Source organism: Wansuia hejianensis (assembly GCF_014337215.1).
Taxonomy (GTDB): domain Bacteria; phylum Bacillota; class Clostridia; order Lachnospirales; family Lachnospiraceae; genus Scatomonas; species Scatomonas hejianensis.
Genome location: NZ_CP060635.1, coordinates 3,097,717 through 3,115,020, shown reverse-complemented (window position 1 = coordinate 3,115,020; position 17,304 = coordinate 3,097,717). Strand labels below are relative to the sequence as shown.

Below are 17,304 nucleotides of genomic sequence, written 5' to 3'. Positions count from 1 at the left end.
CCTTTACTCTTCTCCGCCGCGGTTACTACTCTTCTCTTCCTCTATACCGGCCGTTTCCTCCGCGGCGTTTCTTATTTTTTGTACGATCGGTTTCAAAAACCCGGGGATTGCCACCCCCATATCTACGATGTTCTCCAGTATGCTAATCAGCTCACTGCAGACAATCCAAATCGCTACCACACAGGATACCAAAAACGTAAAAGGCAGTTTGTATCCCAGTACTTCTCCTGCATACAAAATCAGCTGATCCACGATGGCGCCGACCACCACTAACAGCCACATGCATACCTTCTTGATCACTCCCCGGATCGATTTGTATGAATTAATCCGTTCCTTCCGGTAAGAGGAGGCCATCAATCCTGTTGCATAATCAATGATGTTACACAGCACCATCAGCAGGATGGGCACCGCCAATGCCCCGCACAGACTGGTCAAGAAAGATAGGATCGCCGTAATTCCCGCTTTGATTACATTTGTCTTTTCCATATTTTCCTCCTTAAGATGTCCGCACCCATCTCATTGCCAGTCCGTCCTGTGTAGCTCCCGTGTTTTCCCATACCTGCCCAAACTGGCGATACAAGTTATTCGGATCCGTATCATCTAGAAACATTATGACTTCTCCTACCGGGTGCGCTAAATTCATCGCCGTTTGGTAGTCCACGATCCCCATGGCTCCGTCTTCCCCTCTTAATCTGCACAGATAGGTAACACTTGCTGCGTCGGAAGTTACTGCAATTACGCGGTACAGATAGGAGTACGTATCGTTTGCCAATAGAAGATCTCCTGCCTTCAAGCTCCTACCTTCCGGAATGGTAATCGTCGACAAAGGAATGCTGGTTGCAAGAGTGCTTGTGTTTCTGCTGCTTTTAAAAATGCTCAGTCCTTCTGCTCCGGCTTCCCCTTTTTCTCCCGGATCTCCTTTTGCTCCTTGTGGCCCCGTCTCTCCCGGATCCCCTTTCGCTCCTTTTGGCCCCGTCTCTCCCGGATCCCCTTTCGCTCCTTTTGGCCCTCTCTCTCCTGCTTCGCCCTTCGGTCCCACCAGGGATGCCAGCCACTCCTCTTCTGTGCCGGTATAGCCCTTTTCTACCGCTGTCTCATAGGCGGATTTTCCCGTTACCTTGCCTAAGTCAATCGTAATTGTTGCCATCTATTTTTCCTCCTTAAATTATTCGAAGGTTGCGATCAGATGTCCCGCACTATTAATAGAAAATGCGGGGGTTTTCCCGTCCGCTCCTGCCGGACCGGTCTCTCCCTTTTCGCCTTGCGGACCTACCGGACCCTTTATATGGTTCCTGATCTGCTCTTCGATCAGCTCCTCATACTGCTTCGCTGCCGTTTCGCTGGCCTGTGCATGAGACGCGGATACGCCGGCTGCCGTCTCGCTGGTCTGTGCCTGCGCCTTTGCGTGTTCCGCTGCCGTCGCCGCCGCCAACGACCGGTTCATATAGTCCCGGAAGCCCGACAGATCTGATTCCGACAGGTAATCATCCTCGTCATAGAGCTGCCGGTTGGTCTGGGTGTAAAACTCCGGGGTGGTGATGAGCTCTGCCGTCTCACTGTTCAGCGTCAGGGTATAGGTGGTGCGCCCCGGCAGATCCGCAAGGGCGGACGGCAGGACATAGGTCACTGTGTTTGTGGGCTGGCCTTCTGCGTCTGTCACGATCGTGCAGTCCCCAAAGAGGATCGTATCGTCCGCCTTTACCCCTTTGATGGTCACGGTCTGCACATCCTTCATATCCAGCTTTTTCCCGTTGTTCATCAGGACGATGTATAAGCGTCTCGACCGGGCATCCCCTTCACTGATCAGGATGGTATTACTTTTTAAAGGCCTGGCCAGGTCTATGATCAATGTATAGGGTATCTCCATTCCTTATTCCCTCCTGACTGGTTTTCCCTTATTGTACACGGTTTTTTTTCAAATTCATACCTTACCCCTTACGTCACCTTGTAATAGGGGGAATCCGGTAGGTTGTTATAGAGGATGCTATAATCTTCCGTCCCGGATCCAATGACTTCCCCGCCGGAGGCTGTGATGATCCGATAGGATCTCCTGGAAAACCAGGTGGTAAAGTCTGTTCCACCAGCTGCAATCCCGCGGCAGCTTCTCCAGCTTACCGACGGGCCCTCACTCCAGCGGCCTTCCTGGCAGAACAGGCTGGTGCTGATTGCCCGAAAGTCTCGGTTTAAGGAGGGATCCTCTTCCCCTGCCATGTCCAGGGTATATACATCTGCTCCGTCCTTGCTTTCTATCGTTTCTGTAATCGCCTTCAAAGAGACAAACCAGTATTCAGCTACCTCTGTGTGATCGACATTCCCTGTCGATTCGTTCTGCTCGATATAATTTTCCCGGATCACGCTGCGGACATGTACCCGGTACGGATACCGCTTTTCGTACTCCTCCCAGGCCATCAGACGGATGCTGCTTCTGTCATAGAGGCGTATCTGGTTCCTTACCACCTTTGCCGTGACCGGGGTAATCACCCCCTCCGGCAATTCTTCGATGTCTTTTTCTGTCAGGTAGGACGAAAGCTCGTAGCCATTTCCCAGAAGATACTGGGGGGTAACGCTCTTCGAAGTGTTGTCTTCGTAGATCAAGAGTACCTCTGCATTTCTCAGCAGCTGGAAGATGCGGACCGCATATTTCTTCACCTGTACCCCGTTCTCCATGAGCGTTACTTCCGGAGGAGAAAAGTGTAAGGGGATATCTGCCGGCTCCTTATAGAAGACCAGCTTCTTGATCCGTTTTTCTTTCGTGCCCGTGGTGTAGGTGTATCCGTCACTGGAGGACCAGGTATAGCTGGTATACCCATCCGGGTCCTTCCAGGCGATTGTCTCGCTGACCACGTGCTCCGATTCATTGAGGTCGTAGACGTATACCTGGAAGGAGGTGGTAAACTCCTGACAGCTTTCTTTCTCAAACCACCAGACCGGGCAGGCCTGGCTGTAAAATCCTGTGCCCTCCCTCCGGTACAGATCCCCTCCGGCAATGGTACAAGCACCCGTGACATCCACATGGCTCCCATCCTCATACACCGCCTCGATCCGGACGCCCGTGTGGTCTGTACTCACAAACAGCGCCCCCTCCGGGATCTCATAGGATACGTTGTCCGGCAAAGCGGCCACATAAATGTACAGCGGCCGCACCGGGACCGTCTCTTCCCCTTCCGCGCGTACGGAAAGCTCAAAAGAGGTGTGATAGATCTTCGTCTCCCCGAGATACTCCACCTGGCACTCCAGGATCCCCTGATCCGTCCGATACAAAAGATCTCCGTCCCGTGGAAGGATCGTACACTCTTCTGTCACTTCCGTCCGGCCCTCTTTCTGCACCAGACAGATGACAAGGCCTGTATAGTCGATGGCCACAGACAGCTCCAGGCTTTTGATGACGTAATACACCCGGTCTGGCAGATGGGTTACCTCCAGGTAGGAGGGATCGTCGGTTGGGAGCACCTCCGAGGGGTTGGGATAGTTCGCGTACCGTAAGTCCAAAAGGGCCTGGGCGAATTCGCTGGCCCGGTACAGGCGCTTCCGGCCGTTCCGCTTTCGGATGGCGTCCGCGATCTGGTACAGGTATGCGCCGTCCAGCTCCACGTTTTCGTTCTCGTCGCAAAGCTCCACACAGAACATCGCCCAGAACTTGCGTCCCAAGACCTCTTTATAAAACCAGAGTTCCACCATGCCAGCATCGGTGCGCTTCAGGGTCTGATCGATGGCCGGGGGATAGGCTTCCTTGCTTCCGTCCCCGTACACCAGGTGCGCCGTCAGCCCTGTGATGTCCAGTACCGTGCTCTCCTCGCCTTTTTTTAAGACATACCGCCTCCTATAGGGCTGGGTAGTCACCTCCAGGCGTTCCGGATACTTGATTTCTTTTAAGGCTCCCTCTTCCACGGTGACTGCATATTTCACCTGCTCTTTTTCTACCAGGGCGTACTCCTTCCCCTCATAGATCCAGACGCTTGCCTCCCCTTCGACGGTCTGGGTCGGAAGGGATACCTCCTGGATGGCGGCAGGAAGGACGGAAAGCGCATAGGTAAGACCCTGATCTTCCTTCAGCGTGCGCAGTGCCTCCCCGACCTTTTTTATATACGTTTTGCATACCACTGTATTACACTCTGCCATGGCCTTCCTCCTCAATACGACAGGTTGTTCCCGTCCGTCAGCTCCACGGTCACCGCCGCCGACCCGTCATAGGTATAGGTGGTGTTCCCAAGGACGACGGAGAGCGCGTAGGGGCAGGGCAGGGAGACCGCCAGCTGCTCCGCCTTTTTCACCGCCGCCAGGGCCCGGTTTAAGAGATCCTGGAAGCCCGTCAGATCCGACTCCGACACGTAATCATTTTCGTTGTATAGCTGATTCCCGACGATCACATAAAACTCCGGCGTGGTGATCCGCTCGGCCGCTTCGCTGACCAGTGTGACGGTCACAGACGTCCTTCCCACCACGTCCGAGAGATCCGCCGGCAGCACGTAGGATACCACGTTTGTTGGATTCCCTGTTCCATCCGTCTCGATCGTCCCGTCCCCAAAAACAATCGCTTCGTCCGGCTTGACCGCCTTGATGGTGGCGGTCTGGACGTCGGACAGATCCATGGCTTTTCCATTGTTCATGAGGACAACTTTCAGCACCCGGCTTCTTTGGTCCCCCTCGGCGATCAGGATGCTGTAGCTCTTCTTTGGCCTGGCGAAATCCATCACCAGGGTATAGTCAATCTGCATGTATTGTTCCTCCTTAATTCTTTGGATCCGATTTTGGCCGGTTCGCTCCGCTTTTGCCCGTTCCGCTTTCGGTTGATACAGGCTTCGTCCCGGCCGGATCCGGGTTTGCTACTTTCTTTATCCTTCCGCCGTAAACCACCGGGCGATCTGGCGCTCGGCTTCCCGCTTCGTTTTCCCAAGCGCCATGTAGATCGCCAGCAGGCGGTTTAGAAGCGTCACATCCCGGCTCTCTACCAGTCGCTCTTTAAACTGGCGGGTGAGGGCGCCCAAGATATTCCCCGTATCACCCCCGCTCATGGTATAGGCTTCTTTCAGTGCCCCCTGGTAATCGTCCCCGGACTCTACCGCGTCCAACAGGCGGCCGTACTTCTCTCCGCTTGTGGTGGCATAACCGTTTGTCCAGTTCCGTACGATCACCTCCGCCTGGTCATAGCCCAGTGCTTCCAGGGCTTTCCGCGCCTTCGCCTGCTCCGTCCCTAGGGTAGAGGGCATGTGCTCGGAGCGGTAGGCAAGATCCTCCGCGTAGTCTCCCCGGAGATGCTCTTTGACGCTTTCCGGATCCTTCCCTGCCTCCACAAGGGTGGCCACAGCTTCTTGAATGCCGTCTCCCTCCTTCATCGCCGCATCCAGCTGCTCATAGGTGACGGATGATCCTACCCAGCCTACCAGCGTCTCCTTTGGGTCCTCCCCCAGCGTTTCCAGGGCCGGGGAGAGCTTCTCCTCCAGGGACTTTTTCTCTTCCTCATCGGCCGTTCGGTAATCGGCCGCGTATTCAGAGCGCAGGGCAGAGAGGATCTCACTTCTGTGATATCCCTGGTCCATCAAAGCCTCCATCGCTTCCCTTGCATCCTCCTCACCCTCCACGGCGTCCAGGTATTCCCTGAAGATTTGTCTCTGTTTCTCGGAGGCGGACAGCTGCTTCGTTGTCAGCTTTAAGTTCTCCGCCTGTTTTCCGATCAGGGCGTTCCACCAGGTCTGCACCTCCCGGAGGGCGCCGTAGGCCGGGATTCCGGTCAGCATCGAGAATGCCTTGACATTATCCCGGAACATTCCGTAGGGCGTCTTTTTGGAGCTTCCGTTTACAATTGCCTGCACATCTTTTACCAGGATTGTAACGGCGCTTGTGATTCCGTCTATATCCATCCTGGACTGGGAGTAATTCGTCCCGTTCAGCGCCGCTGACAAACCGGAGGAAATTTCCTTCAGGAACGGAATCATGTTCATCGGATTGATGTTGTCAATCGCATTCGAGCCGAATGACTCCATCCATTTCTCCAGCCATTTTTTCTCTTCCTCATCGTCTCGGAAGGCGTCCACCACGGCCGCCACCGCCGAGGTTAAGAGGTTCGTCAGCACATGGGTTGCGGCTGCCCGGGCTATGAACCTGTAATTGCGGTTCGTACGCTTCGTGCCGCTTTGTCTTGTCTTGGTCAACGCCCTGTGCAGCAGATTGTAGCTTTTGGTGGGCTCCGCCATGAAAGCGGTCTCCATCTTAGCCATAAAGTCCGTGCTTCGCATGAACTGCGACCTGTGGATGAGGGAGTCAATGACCTGTGTATGATCGATCACATCGTCAAAGCGTCTGATGCATGCCTCCTGGTAATCCTGGGTGTCCGTTGTTTTCCCTGCCTTCCGGAACTCTGCGGCCTGCTCCAGCTTGACTGCCTGGTACAAAACTCCCCAGGTCAGATCATCCGCAAGGCCTGCAGCCTTTGTGGCCGCGTCCCTGATTTTATCTTTGGTGGTGGCAATGCCTGTCAGGATCTGCTTCTCGGTCCTGCCGATCGAGGTGTCGTAATAGCCCTGGCTCTTCCACCAGGCCGCCATGCTCTTCTCCTTCACTTCCGCTGCCAGCTTTCTCGCCTGCACAAGGGAGGGCACCGCCGCTGCCAGGTATTTTGGATTCATGACCGCCGCCGCCCGAAGATACGCCGTCGGCTGCTGAAGGACTACCCGGAAGTTGGCGCCCACCGCATGGGCTTTATAGTTGGACATGAATTTTGCCCCATACTGTGTCCCGTAGGAAGACCGGCTCATGCCGTTGATGTCCTTGATAAAGTTCTTGAAGTAATCCTTCCACTTTGTTCCGAAGGCAGCGTCCATCTCCTCCTGCATGGACGCATACAGCTTCTGCTTCTTGTTCTGGCTTATTACTTCCTTGTAGTTGATCCAACGCATGGCGTCCGAAATCGGCATCGCGAACGCGTCATACGTGGCCATCTGTACGACATGGTCCGTAAACACATCAAAGATGTCCTGAAGCATCAGCGGATTATTCGCTTTTGGCGTCAGGGCCTTTGAGGCAGAAATGTTCTGTACCGCATAGTAGGAGGCGTTCTCTTCGCTCTTGTCGGAAACCGCTACGGTGTTCTTATCTACCTTGATCGGAAAGTAATGTTCTTCTGTGAACTTCTCGTACCCATACATCTGCATGGACACGTTGTTGCCCCACTTCGCGCACTGGGCGCCCATATATTTCTGTATGGCGTCTGCAATCCGCTTTTGATCTGCCGTCAGGGTGTCCGTAATCTCTTGCAGCTCCCGCCTGCTGACGTGTACGGCCCTTGCCTGGCGCACTTCCCTCCTGCCCATACGTATCGCGTCCGCCTTGATGCCGCCTACCAGGATGTGGGCTTCCGCCTGCGGACGCTTTGCGAGTTCATATAAAGACATGACCTGGGCGGCTGTCAGGCGGATGTCCCCTTCCAATGTATGGAACGTCTTCACTTCCGCCTTGTCGCCGGTCCATTTGGATACGTTGGTTTTCCCTATGGCCGATTGCATGTACTCATTGGTTTCTTTCAGGTGCCGGATCCGGGTGTCAAAGCCCTCCCGAATTTCCCGGAAGACGGAGTTCGACGCCTCGCCCATTTCCTCAAAGTAGCTGAAGGGATCCAGCATATCGATGTTCAGGAGCTCATGCATCCGGTTGCCGGCTTTTGTGCGGTCCTTCGCGCGGGGCAGGCGGTTCAGTTCCGCAAAGCTTGCGGCCCCTAACGCCTGAACGCTTTCATACCTGGCGTTTTTATAGTTCTTGTTCATCTTTGAGATCGCCGCTTTCCAGGAGCGCAAAACCTGGCGCAGCTCGTACAGGTCCTCATACTCCATCTGAGAAACCTTCGGTGTGTTCCTGTTACGCTCCAGCCAGTTGTTCAGTATACTGGCCGTGTCCGGGTCTATGACATAGCGCACCTGTTCCAGCTCAGGATCCTGCTCCCGGTTGTTCATGACCCGGTTCAGTATCGTCTGAAGGCCCCTCATTTTTTCCTGCCAGCGCACAGTCTCGCGCGCATCCTCACTTGACCGATGGGATACCAGGTCAATTGCCTTGATGAATTCAATGGTCTGCTTTTTCATGTTCTCCGGTACATGCTTTTCATCCGTCGGCCGCAGGAGCATCTCTGTGATCGCGTGCGCTTCCCGTATGATGGCCACTCGCTCCTTTGACGCCTTTCTCCGGTTATTCGCTTCTAAAGCGCTCTGCCGGTGCCTTGCCTTTAATCTTGCCAGCTGCTCTTCCGTCCTCTGGTTCTTTTCACTTCGCAGACGGCTGATCCTCTCCTGGTAATGCTCTTTGATCTCTTTTCTGGCTTTTGTAAGGCGCTCCTGGTAGCGTGTCCGCACCCTGGCGCGGTACTCGGCGTTTTTCTTCTGGAGCCGCTTCGCCGCCTGATACGCCTTTGCCTGCCCCGTTTCTCTTCCCTGGGCCTCGTAGTAACGCTCCACGATCTGCAGCGCCAGGTCATAGGCGGCGTCACTGTTGTCCCCGCCATATTCATTTTGCTTCTTTGGCTTTAGCTGTTCCAGCAGGTCATACAGCGCCAGGGGCTGGTTGCCGGAGCTCTCCATGGGATCCAAGATCCCCAAAGACTGCTCGGTGATCTCTCCCCACAGGGAATCTAAAGCCGTCCCTTGCTCCGTCACGTGGATACGGCCTGCAACGGCGGCCTTAAATGCCTGATAGCTTCCAAAGGCGTTTACAACCTCTGCCTTCTGCTCCTTGTTCAGAGCGATCCGGTAGGAAGAGAGGGCTTCCTTTACCGCCTGGTAGTCTCCGGAGGGAGATATGGTATCCCGGGAGGCCTCCACCACAGGAGACGCCACCTCCTGCATCACCCGCAGCATGTCCTGAAAATCTACGGACTCTTGAGTCTGCATGTAAGAAAAGACCTTTTCTAAGTTGGAGGCGAAGGTATTCCGGTCATAGGCGGAATCGTACTCTTGCAAGAGGGAGGAGGCCATCCGCCGGATCAGGGACCGGTTCACCGGATGGCCCTTTAAGGCTTCGTTCCCTTCTTCCAGGATAGAAGCGGCTTCCCGGATGGACTCCTTCTGGTAGTTGACGGTTCGTTCGTTTCCCGCCTCGTCCAAAAACACCTCATCGGCAACATCCACCCCGTCCAGGGCGTCAAAAAGGGCCTCATCGATGTCCAGGGAATGGCGAATGTCCGTTTCGTCCGAAATGGGAGTTGCATTTTGGTGAGAATCTGGTATACTGTTCTTAGAATCAACCGTTGGAAACACGACCGGCAATTGGAGCCCAGTAGTAAATTTCCAATGGTTGATTCTTTTTTCATCCCTGGCCACATACAATACAGTGCTTGTACGGATCAGATTCTGGATAGAATCCTTTCCGTAAGCACTAGCCAATTTTATTTCCTCCAGAACAGCTCCCTTCTTATCCTTCGGTTTCATCTCGAGAACAGCGATTACCGTGTGCCCGTTGGCATCTTCCAGTTCATTGAGCAGTACGAGCCTGCTTTCAGATTGCTTCGACCGCAAGATCAGCAGGGGATCCATGACCACGCGTGGCAGCTTTTTCAGCACCTGATCCGTCATTCCTCGATGTTTCTCTTTGATCTTTTTCAGCTTGGCTGAATCGACCATAATGTTTAAGGGGCGATACCCCAGCTGGCGAATCGCTTCTGTAGCAATGCCTACGCGAAAAGTTTTTGTCGGATCCTTCTGGTTCCACTGATCATACTGGCGGGAGAACTCCTCTTCTGCCACATCGATCGAGAACCGGATCTCCTCCACGGCGTTCACCGCTTCGATCCGGGCCTTCTGGTCCTCATGGGCGTACACTGAGTAAGGGATCCCTTTTTCTGTCAAGGCATCCTTTACTTTTTGACTGGCCGTATCCGGAAGGACTGCCTGGGCGATCTCTTCAAAGCCTACCACTCGCTCTGGCTTCGCCTCGAACATGTCTACGGGCATTTTCGCCACTTCCTGCATGATTTCCGCCATCTCCTGCGCCTGCAGGCGCGTTACGGTCCAGGCATAGGGCTCAAATGCCTTCTGCACCTGCTCCGCCGTGGGATGCTGTGCCGCCAGTACCATGATGTCTCCAATCTCGTCAAACGCCATCAGATCATCCGTTCTTCCGCTTCCGTCCCGGACGTCAGCTAATACCTCCATCAGCCGGTCGTCCAGCTTTTGTACCAGCTGGGCATAGCTTTCTGTGTCCAGCCTCTGGAGCCTTGAGGATTCCTGTTTGATTCCCCGGATGCTCGTAAGCGCCGGCGTGGCCTCCGCCCGAATGGTCTTGATCCCGTTAAACCCTGCCACATTCCTCGTGCCCTGGGCCTTCATGGCTTTGACCACGTTCTCAAGCGTGAAGGGCAGGTGGGTGCTCTGAAAGCTCCTCCGGTTCCCGGAGGGCGTAAAGGGATCCTTTCCGTTGGGAAGTCCGGCATCCGCCTCGATCTGTCCAAACAGCTCCTCCAGCCACGCTTCATAGCCATCCGGATCCGTCCGTTTTTCGATCTCTCGCTTCATCGCAGCGTAGTCGACTTCCGTTTTCACGTCCACGCCGCCGTTCTCCCGGTATTTTTTGGCCTTGCGGTATTCGTTTGCAATCTGAAACTTTGTCATGCTGCTTACGACCTGCTGCGCGGTCTCTTCGTTGATTCCGTTTCTTTGGTAATAGGCGAGCAGTGCCTGTTTGATCCGATAGCCATACCGGTCATAGGCCTCTTTTCCGGACAGCTTTTCCGAAAATCCGTTATCCTGGCCCAGCGCTTCCAGGATCGTGGATGCCTGCTCCTTCTCGGCTTCTGACATCTCTGTCCGTATTTCTTTGGTTCGGGTCTCCGCCGTCCCTCCCTGATCGGCCAGGTAGGCAGCCTTTAAAGCCTCCTCTCTTTTCGCGTACTCCAGAATCCCCTCTTTTCCTCCATAGCGGTCCAGGTTGTAGTCCAGGCTTTCCACGAAGCTCTCGGCTCTTCTTTTGTATTCTTCCGGCAGGGAGGCTTCCGGAAGTTTTTGCAGCACCTCTCGTGCCTTCCGGACCGCTTCTTCATTTACCTCATACTCTACCTTCGGGAAGGTGGGCGTCCAGGCATCAGCGCCAAACACCTTGTTCTTTTTGTTGGCCGGATCAATGGTCTCTTTCCGAAACAGGAGGGAAATGTCTCCAAACTGCGTATGGCCAAGCTCCGCTTTGGTGATCGCGATAGAGGGCATGGGAAATCCGCCCAGCTCCAGATCCTTCAAGAGTTTTTCCTCCGACAGGTTGTGTACGGCGATCAGATCCTTTGTCTCCTCCACCGGCACGTCTAGGGAAAACTTTGTCTTTTCTGCTGCAGGCTTCTGTGTCTCAGCGCCCGTTTCCGCTGCCTGGCTGTTTTTGTCAAAACTTATGCGACGATTTTCCTTGACTTTCTCCCGGAACCGTGTTAGATTTTCAGTAAAGTCAGCAGTTGCAGAGATGTTTGGGTATGGTACCCTTGGGTCGACTTGCAACTGCTGGCTTTTTGTTCGGTTTTCATACAAAATTCGATCTTCTTCCAGTGCGCTTTCAATATAATTTTCCGTATTTCCTCTTCCATAGGCGGACAAAATAAAGTTCGTGTCAATATACGTCCCCCCTATTTTCCCTTTTCCCGCAATCCGGATCGCCGCCATAACCGGCGCGTTCTTTTGATCTAAAATCTCTGTGAAAACCGCAAGATCCAGGCTTTCTGGATCTGTGGTGGATTTTGCGATCAGAACCGGATCCTCCAAAGCTTCCATGGCACGTATCAGCCGTTCAGTTCCCAGTCCATGGTAGTTTACATTCTTCCGGAAGTTTCCTTCCCTCTTCGCCTCTTCAGCTGTCTTCACCACAGAATAGATGTGGTTGCTGGTCATCAGCATCGGGAGATCTCCGATCCCCAGGATTTCCTGGAGGCTTTTGGGTGTGTCCTGGATGTAGATATGGCTCTGCTCCTTTGGATGCTCCAGGGCGTCCTGGATCCGCTCCTCCAGGATGGTCCCTTCAACCACCTCCAGGGAATACTTCACTTCCGCCTCTGTCAGATCGCCGGTTTTGGCCGCCTTCGCCTGATGTTCCGACGCGACGCTTAGCGCATCCAAAATCTGGGTGCGCAGCTTGTTCGCTCTTTCGATATTCATTTCCGCCACCGTCTTGGTGGCCTCGCTCAGCCGGGAACCCGTCAGGGCCTTCTTTAAGGAATCCACCACGTTCTTGATCCAGTCCGCCAGTTTCTGCAGCACGTTCCTTTTAGATGCCTTCTGGTGGCCATCCAGCCACTTCGCGAACTGGCGCATCCCCTCCTTTGAGGTAAACAGGCCGCTTATGCCGTCGTTGACGTACTCATCCATCGCTTCCCGGAAGCTCTTTGTCCCCTCCTGGGCCATATAGGCGCTCTGGTAGCGTCTTCCTGTGCGGCTGAGATACTCCGCGCCTTTGGTATCCACCACGTAGGAAAGGATCGCTTCCTGCACCTCCTTCATCCCTTCGGCGTTCCAGGCCTGCGTATACTCGCCCACAGCTTCATGGAAGAAGGTGGAGAAGGCCTTGTCCGAGCCCGTGTTAAAGACAATCTCGCTGGCCGCTTTTTGGAAGCTTCCGTTGATGTGGGCGTCCATATCATCTTTCAGAACAATGGTAGTCCCTGTCGCTTTGGCATACGCTTCATAAACCGGCAGAAGGGCCACCTCCTGGGTTTTATTGGTCCGCAGGTCCTTGACCGTCCCTGTGCCTTTGCGTATGGCCGTTTTAACGGCTGTTTGGTCTTTGATGGACAATTCCCTGCCTCCCAGGGTAAAAACCGATTCCAGGGTTCTTTCTGGGACGAGAGCAGACATATACCGGTTGGCCTTCATGGTTTCCTTGAAGCTTTTCACACCGGCCGCCCCGGCGTCATAAAAGGTCTGGAAGGCTTTCGTGTATGAGGTGATCGGCACCCCGGCCGGGTAATGCGCGAGATATCCGTTCGCGGCCACCTCCGTGTTCTGGTTTAAGGCCTGGTTCACCAGTGTCTGTACGCCGAAGTTTTTGGCGCGGAAGTCCTCCGCCGAAACCGTCGCCTGGTTGTAGGTGACGGACGCTTGTGTGCCCACTCCCCGGATCCGGATTTCCCGGATGTCTTCCGCGTTTTGTACCGTCCGGGAGGCCAGCTCCTCGGTGCGGCGCCGCACGCCCTCATTGTAGGCGATCCGGGTCTCATCCGTCAGATCCAGCGCATCCTGTGCCGTCCCGTTCGCCCCTTCTAAGTAGGCTTGTGCTTTTGTGGGCCGACTCATCGCCGCATCCAGCTGTGCCTGGGTAACCTTTCCTTCTGTCAGCAGCTTTCCGGAATACTGCTGGTAAGCGTTGTCCGCCAGGCGCCGGGCTGTACCATCCGCCGTTTCCCGGCCGGATCGGTACGCTTCGGTCAGCTCTTCTGCCGTCTGTGCCTTCGCCATGCGATCGAACATCTCACTCTCGGAGATGCCCTGGCTTTGGTACGCCTTCGGAACATCCGTTTCCTCATACGTCTGCTCCGGGATCTCCAAAGACCGGCGGGTTGTCTGCCCGTCCTTTTTGCTCTGCCGCTCCACTGCGTTCGCTTCCGCTTTCCGGTTCCCGCTTTCAATTTCTGCCGTATCCATCACAAGGTTGTAAAGCTTCCTCTGCTCCTGTGTGCGGATGCTCCCTCCCTCTTTGCTCTGGGCGGCATAGTCCCCGGCCAACGCCTGCGCCTCTTTGGCCGTCTCCCAGGCGTTCCGGTTCGTATACGATCCCTCTTCCGTGTCGATGGCCTCTGCGAAGCTCTGGTAATCCCCGTCCGCAAACATCTGTTTGGCAGACTGGGTGTCGGTGACCAGCTTGACGCCCTGGGCGGCGCTGCCCATGATGCCGCCGGAGGCCGCGCCCCCTAAGAAGGATTCGACTGTTCCCTGGATTGCCTCTTTGGTCGCCTTCTGTTTGGCTTCCTCTTCGGTCATTCCCTGGGAAATAGATTCCTGTACAGACTGGTTGTAGGCAGACTGATCCCCGTTGATGATGGCGTCCGCTGCCCGGTTGATGAGATCGCTGGCTACCTCCTCGCTTCCCTCTACCCCTGCCTGCACCAGCACATCGATGACGGCGTTTCGGGCCGCCTTTGTGCCCTGGCTCTTCGCGATGTCCCAGAAATGATCCAAAGACCAGACTTCCGTCGCCATTTCCGCCAAACCGGCCACCAGTGCCGTGGCTACAGCATCATCCGTATCAATCCCCCGGTTCTGGGCTTCCTGGAGGGTGACTGCGTAGGCATTCGCGCCGAAGGAAGGGAGAGTCACCAAGTGGTTCACTGCCTGAGCGGTCTTTTCCGACAGAGACGCCACTCCCAGCCCTTTTCCAATTCCTGCGCCGATCGCCATGTTAAAAGCAGATTCTCCGATCGACGTTCCCACCTGATAAGCTTTCGCTCCCAGTTCACCTGCCGGTAACTCTGCGATCCTCTGGGCAGTCGCATTTTTCCAGTCCGTATTCCTATTTGACAGCCCATAAAAGGTGGAGTTCGTGTTTACCGGGGCTGCCTGATCCGGATAAAATGCCCGGTTAACCGTTTCCATCAGTGCTCCAAAACCTGATACAGGGGATACAGCGATCGCTTTTGCTGTATTCAGGATGCCACCTCCCACATCCCCTGCTGCGCTTCCCGTATGGACAGAATCATAGGCCTTTTGCTGCTGTTCCAAGCGGTCGTAGTAACTGTATAACTCGCTGGCATACTGATTGATCTTTTCAAACTCCTCTTCCGTAACGCCGCTTTCTATGAGCTTGGCCTTCGCCTCACTGACGGCCCTGGTTTGGGCAATCGCTTCCGGATCTTCTCCCTGTTGTGGCTGCTTTCTTCCATCTGCATAGTCCTTATACTCCCGCAGATATCCCTTCTGCTCCTCGGTCAGTTTGGAATTGATGTAATCGGAGGCATACGCTAACTCCTCTTCAGGGGTACGGGTCGTTTTCACCTCTGCCCCTCTTCGGATATTCACAAGCTCATCGATTTCCTCTTCACTCAATCCACTTTTGACAAGCTCGCTTTTCGCATAGGCATCCTTGTCCTGGGTCCGAAGCCCATGTTCATCGGAGATTGCCGCCGCCGCTCCTCTTCTTCCTGCATTTTTATGAAAAGCCAGGATATCCAGATACTCTTCCTGTTCTTTTGTCAGACGATCCACCCAGTCCTCTTTCGCCTTCACTTTCTCATCCCATCGATCGACCGTCATGGCGTTGTCGGCTTCCTCTTTGTACTGTAAAAACTGCCGGAAACCATCCTCTCCCAGGTAATCGTCATAGGTGTCGTTTATGTATTTGGCAGAAGAGGCTGCCTTTTTCCGGGTGGCTACGTCCACGGTCGGGTTTATGGAGAGATCCTGGTATTTCTGGTACTGGCGCAGGCTCTCCTTAACCGCATCGCTCAGAAAATCATAATTCTTTTGGTAGCTGAGTCTGTCTGTATCCGCCTGGGTGAGCTGGTTGTTTAACAGGTTGTTTCCCTGCGCCCGGTAATCCGTCGCTTTTGGATCTATGAAGTTATCGGTTCCCTGGGCATGGTATAAACGTTCCCTCCCCTGATAAATGTCCTGGGTGGGACCTCCGAAGGAAAGCTTCGCCCGGTTTCTTGACTGCTCCTGCGTCCGCTTTTTCTGCTCTGCCCGGATCCTTTCTTCAATCTCCTGGCTATTCCTCTGGGACTGGCCGGCCGTATTCCCGCTTCCCTGAACCGCGCTCTGCCTTCTCTGCTTTTGCGCTTTTCGGATTTCCTCTTCAATCTCTTCCATCGTTCTTGCCATACTTTTTCTCCTTAATAGCTGATGCCAAACAGGTTGGCGTAATCCGCCGCGTCAGAGGCGCTGATTTTTCCGTTTCTTACCAGATCCGTAATCACGTTTCTTCGCATCCCTGGAGACGCCGCCCGGTCGATCTGCAGAACAATGTCGTTGTCCAGGCCTCCGGCTGCGCCAAGCTTCTCCTTCACTCCATTTGCCAGCCTCTGATACCAGGGCACCTTCCCTTCTGTCTCTCCCAGATCAAGTCCGTTTTGGGAGTCGTTCCCAAACAGCGCGCTTAAGGTGTCCTCTTCCTTGGGCGTCAGACTCTCTGTATTGCTCCAGCTGCTGGTGTTCTGGGTACTGCTTGTGTTGCTCCAGTCCCTGGTGTCTGTCTGGCTCCACTGGGAGGTATCCGTCCGGCTCTCGGTCGTTTGTGCGGCATTCCGTTCGTTCCAATATTCCTGGTTCCAGTAGTTCCGGTTGTTGATGTAATCCTGGTAATCGAAGGTCCTTTCATTCTGAAACTGGCTGGAGAGGAAGTCCCGGTTGTCCCGGAACTGGTTATAGTCAAAGGTGCGCTCATCGTTATACCGGTTGTAGGCGTAGGACCGGTCTGCGTTAAACCGATCGTAATCATAGTCCCGCTCCGACTGGTAGTTGCTCTGCGCGAAGGATCGGTCTGCCTGCCAGTCAGACAGAGCATCCCGGTACTGCTGGTATTCGTTGTTATACTGCGTTCCGGCCACGCTGTACTGGTTTAACAGGTTGGCCCCCTCATCCTGATATCTCTGATAGGCCTGGTTATACAGGGTGGGGACGATGTTATTTAATTCCTGCAGGTAATTCTGGTACTGCTGCTGGCCGGCCGTGGCCGCGTAGCTGTTCCCATACCCTCCGGTTAAGGCAGACGCCTGGGCGATGGTGTCCTTCATGGCATTCTTCCCCGCCTGGGTGTACTGCTGCTTATACTGCTGGTACAAGGCGTCCGTGTTCATGTTGTAGCTGAAATCTTCCCGGTTCACAATCTGATTGTAGATGTTGTCCAGCTGTTCCTTGTAGGAGGAATGGAATTCCCCCGGCCGGTTATTTAAGAGGTTCTGCAGGTTTTCATAGGCGTTCTTTACCGTCTCGCTCTGCTGGTACTGTCCGTACTGCTGAAGCTGGCTGTAGGCGTCCTTGACCGCGTCGCTCTGCTGATAGTTCTGGTTCTGTTTCAGCTGGTTTCTAAGATCCGAGACTGCTCCCGACTCTTGGTACGGGTTGTTGTAGCGGTTTAGGTTCGCCTGGGTATTCGCGTTCACTTCCCCGGAAGCGTAGGACTTGCTGGTGGTGGTGGAGGTTCCGCCGCTCTGGGTATGGGTGCTGGATCCGCCCTGGGTGCTGGTATTGGTGGTGGTGGTGCTCCCTCCGGTCGTTTTCTGTGTGGTTTTCTGATAGTTTGCTGCCATGGTCTTGCCTCCTCTGTCTGGTTCACGGTCTGTTTTCTTCTTACCATCTTACAGAATTTAGATGCAAAAAGATACCTTACCACTTTGGGCCCCTTTTAATCACTTAAAAGTTA

7 protein-coding genes are annotated in these 17,304 nt (G+C 54.4%); all 7 read right to left on the bottom strand.

Annotated elements, in window-relative coordinates; translation table 11 throughout:
• Positions 1 to 3 precede the first annotated feature (3 nt).
• Positions 4 to 486, bottom strand: a complete 483-nt coding sequence (locus H9Q79_RS14350; RefSeq protein ID WP_118647173.1) for a phage holin family protein — start codon at positions 484 to 486, stop codon at positions 4 to 6.
• A gap of 10 nt (positions 487 to 496) precedes the next feature.
• Positions 497 to 1,147, bottom strand: coding sequence for a collagen-like triple helix repeat-containing protein (locus tag H9Q79_RS14345; protein WP_147371489.1), 651 nt, complete (start codon positions 1,145 to 1,147; stop codon positions 497 to 499).
• Between the two features lie 18 nt (positions 1,148 to 1,165).
• Positions 1,166 to 1,867 carry a BppU family phage baseplate upper protein gene (locus tag H9Q79_RS14340; protein WP_249328587.1) on the bottom strand — a complete coding sequence of 234 codons (702 nt, stop codon included), beginning with the start codon at positions 1,865 to 1,867 and terminating at the stop codon, positions 1,166 to 1,168.
• A 68-nt stretch (positions 1,868 to 1,935) separates the two neighbouring features.
• Positions 1,936 to 4,119 (bottom strand): hypothetical protein, encoded by a 2,184-nt coding sequence (locus tag H9Q79_RS14335; RefSeq protein ID WP_249328586.1) that lies wholly within the window; start codon positions 4,117 to 4,119, stop codon positions 1,936 to 1,938.
• Between the two features lie 11 nt (positions 4,120 to 4,130).
• Positions 4,131 to 4,715, bottom strand: a complete 585-nt coding sequence (locus tag H9Q79_RS14330) for a BppU family phage baseplate upper protein (RefSeq protein ID WP_118647181.1) — start codon at positions 4,713 to 4,715, stop codon at positions 4,131 to 4,133.
• 117 nt (positions 4,716 to 4,832) lie between these two features.
• Complete coding sequence (locus tag H9Q79_RS14325) at positions 4,833 to 15,764, bottom strand: MuF-C-terminal domain-containing protein (RefSeq protein WP_249328585.1); 10,932 nt, start codon at positions 15,762 to 15,764, stop codon at positions 4,833 to 4,835.
• 11 nt (positions 15,765 to 15,775) lie between these two features.
• Entirely contained in the window at positions 15,776 to 17,191 is a 1,416-nt protein-coding gene (locus H9Q79_RS14320) for a hypothetical protein (RefSeq protein WP_249328584.1), read from the bottom strand.
• Positions 17,192 to 17,304: the final 113 nt, after the last annotated feature.

Excerpts from the sequence above, each read along its gene's own strand:
- H9Q79_RS14335 (WP_249328586.1), bottom strand. The coding sequence starts at position 4,119 with ATGGCAGAGTGTAATACAGTGGTATGCAAAACGTATATAAAAAAGGTC.
- H9Q79_RS14340 (WP_249328587.1), bottom strand. The coding sequence starts at position 1,867 with ATGGAGATACCCTATACATTGATCATAGACCTGGCCAGGCCTTTAAAA.
- H9Q79_RS14320 (WP_249328584.1), bottom strand. The coding sequence starts at position 17,191 with ATGGCAGCAAACTATCAGAAAACCACACAGAAAACGACCGGAGGGAGC.
- H9Q79_RS14345 (WP_147371489.1), bottom strand. The coding sequence starts at position 1,147 with ATGGCAACAATTACGATTGACTTAGGCAAGGTAACGGGAAAATCCGCC.
- H9Q79_RS14350 (WP_118647173.1), bottom strand. The coding sequence starts at position 486 with ATGGAAAAGACAAATGTAATCAAAGCGGGAATTACGGCGATCCTATCT.
- H9Q79_RS14330 (WP_118647181.1), bottom strand. The coding sequence starts at position 4,715 with ATGCAGATTGACTATACCCTGGTGATGGATTTCGCCAGGCCAAAGAAG.
- H9Q79_RS14325 (WP_249328585.1), bottom strand. The coding sequence starts at position 15,764 with ATGGCAAGAACGATGGAAGAGATTGAAGAGGAAATCCGAAAAGCGCAA.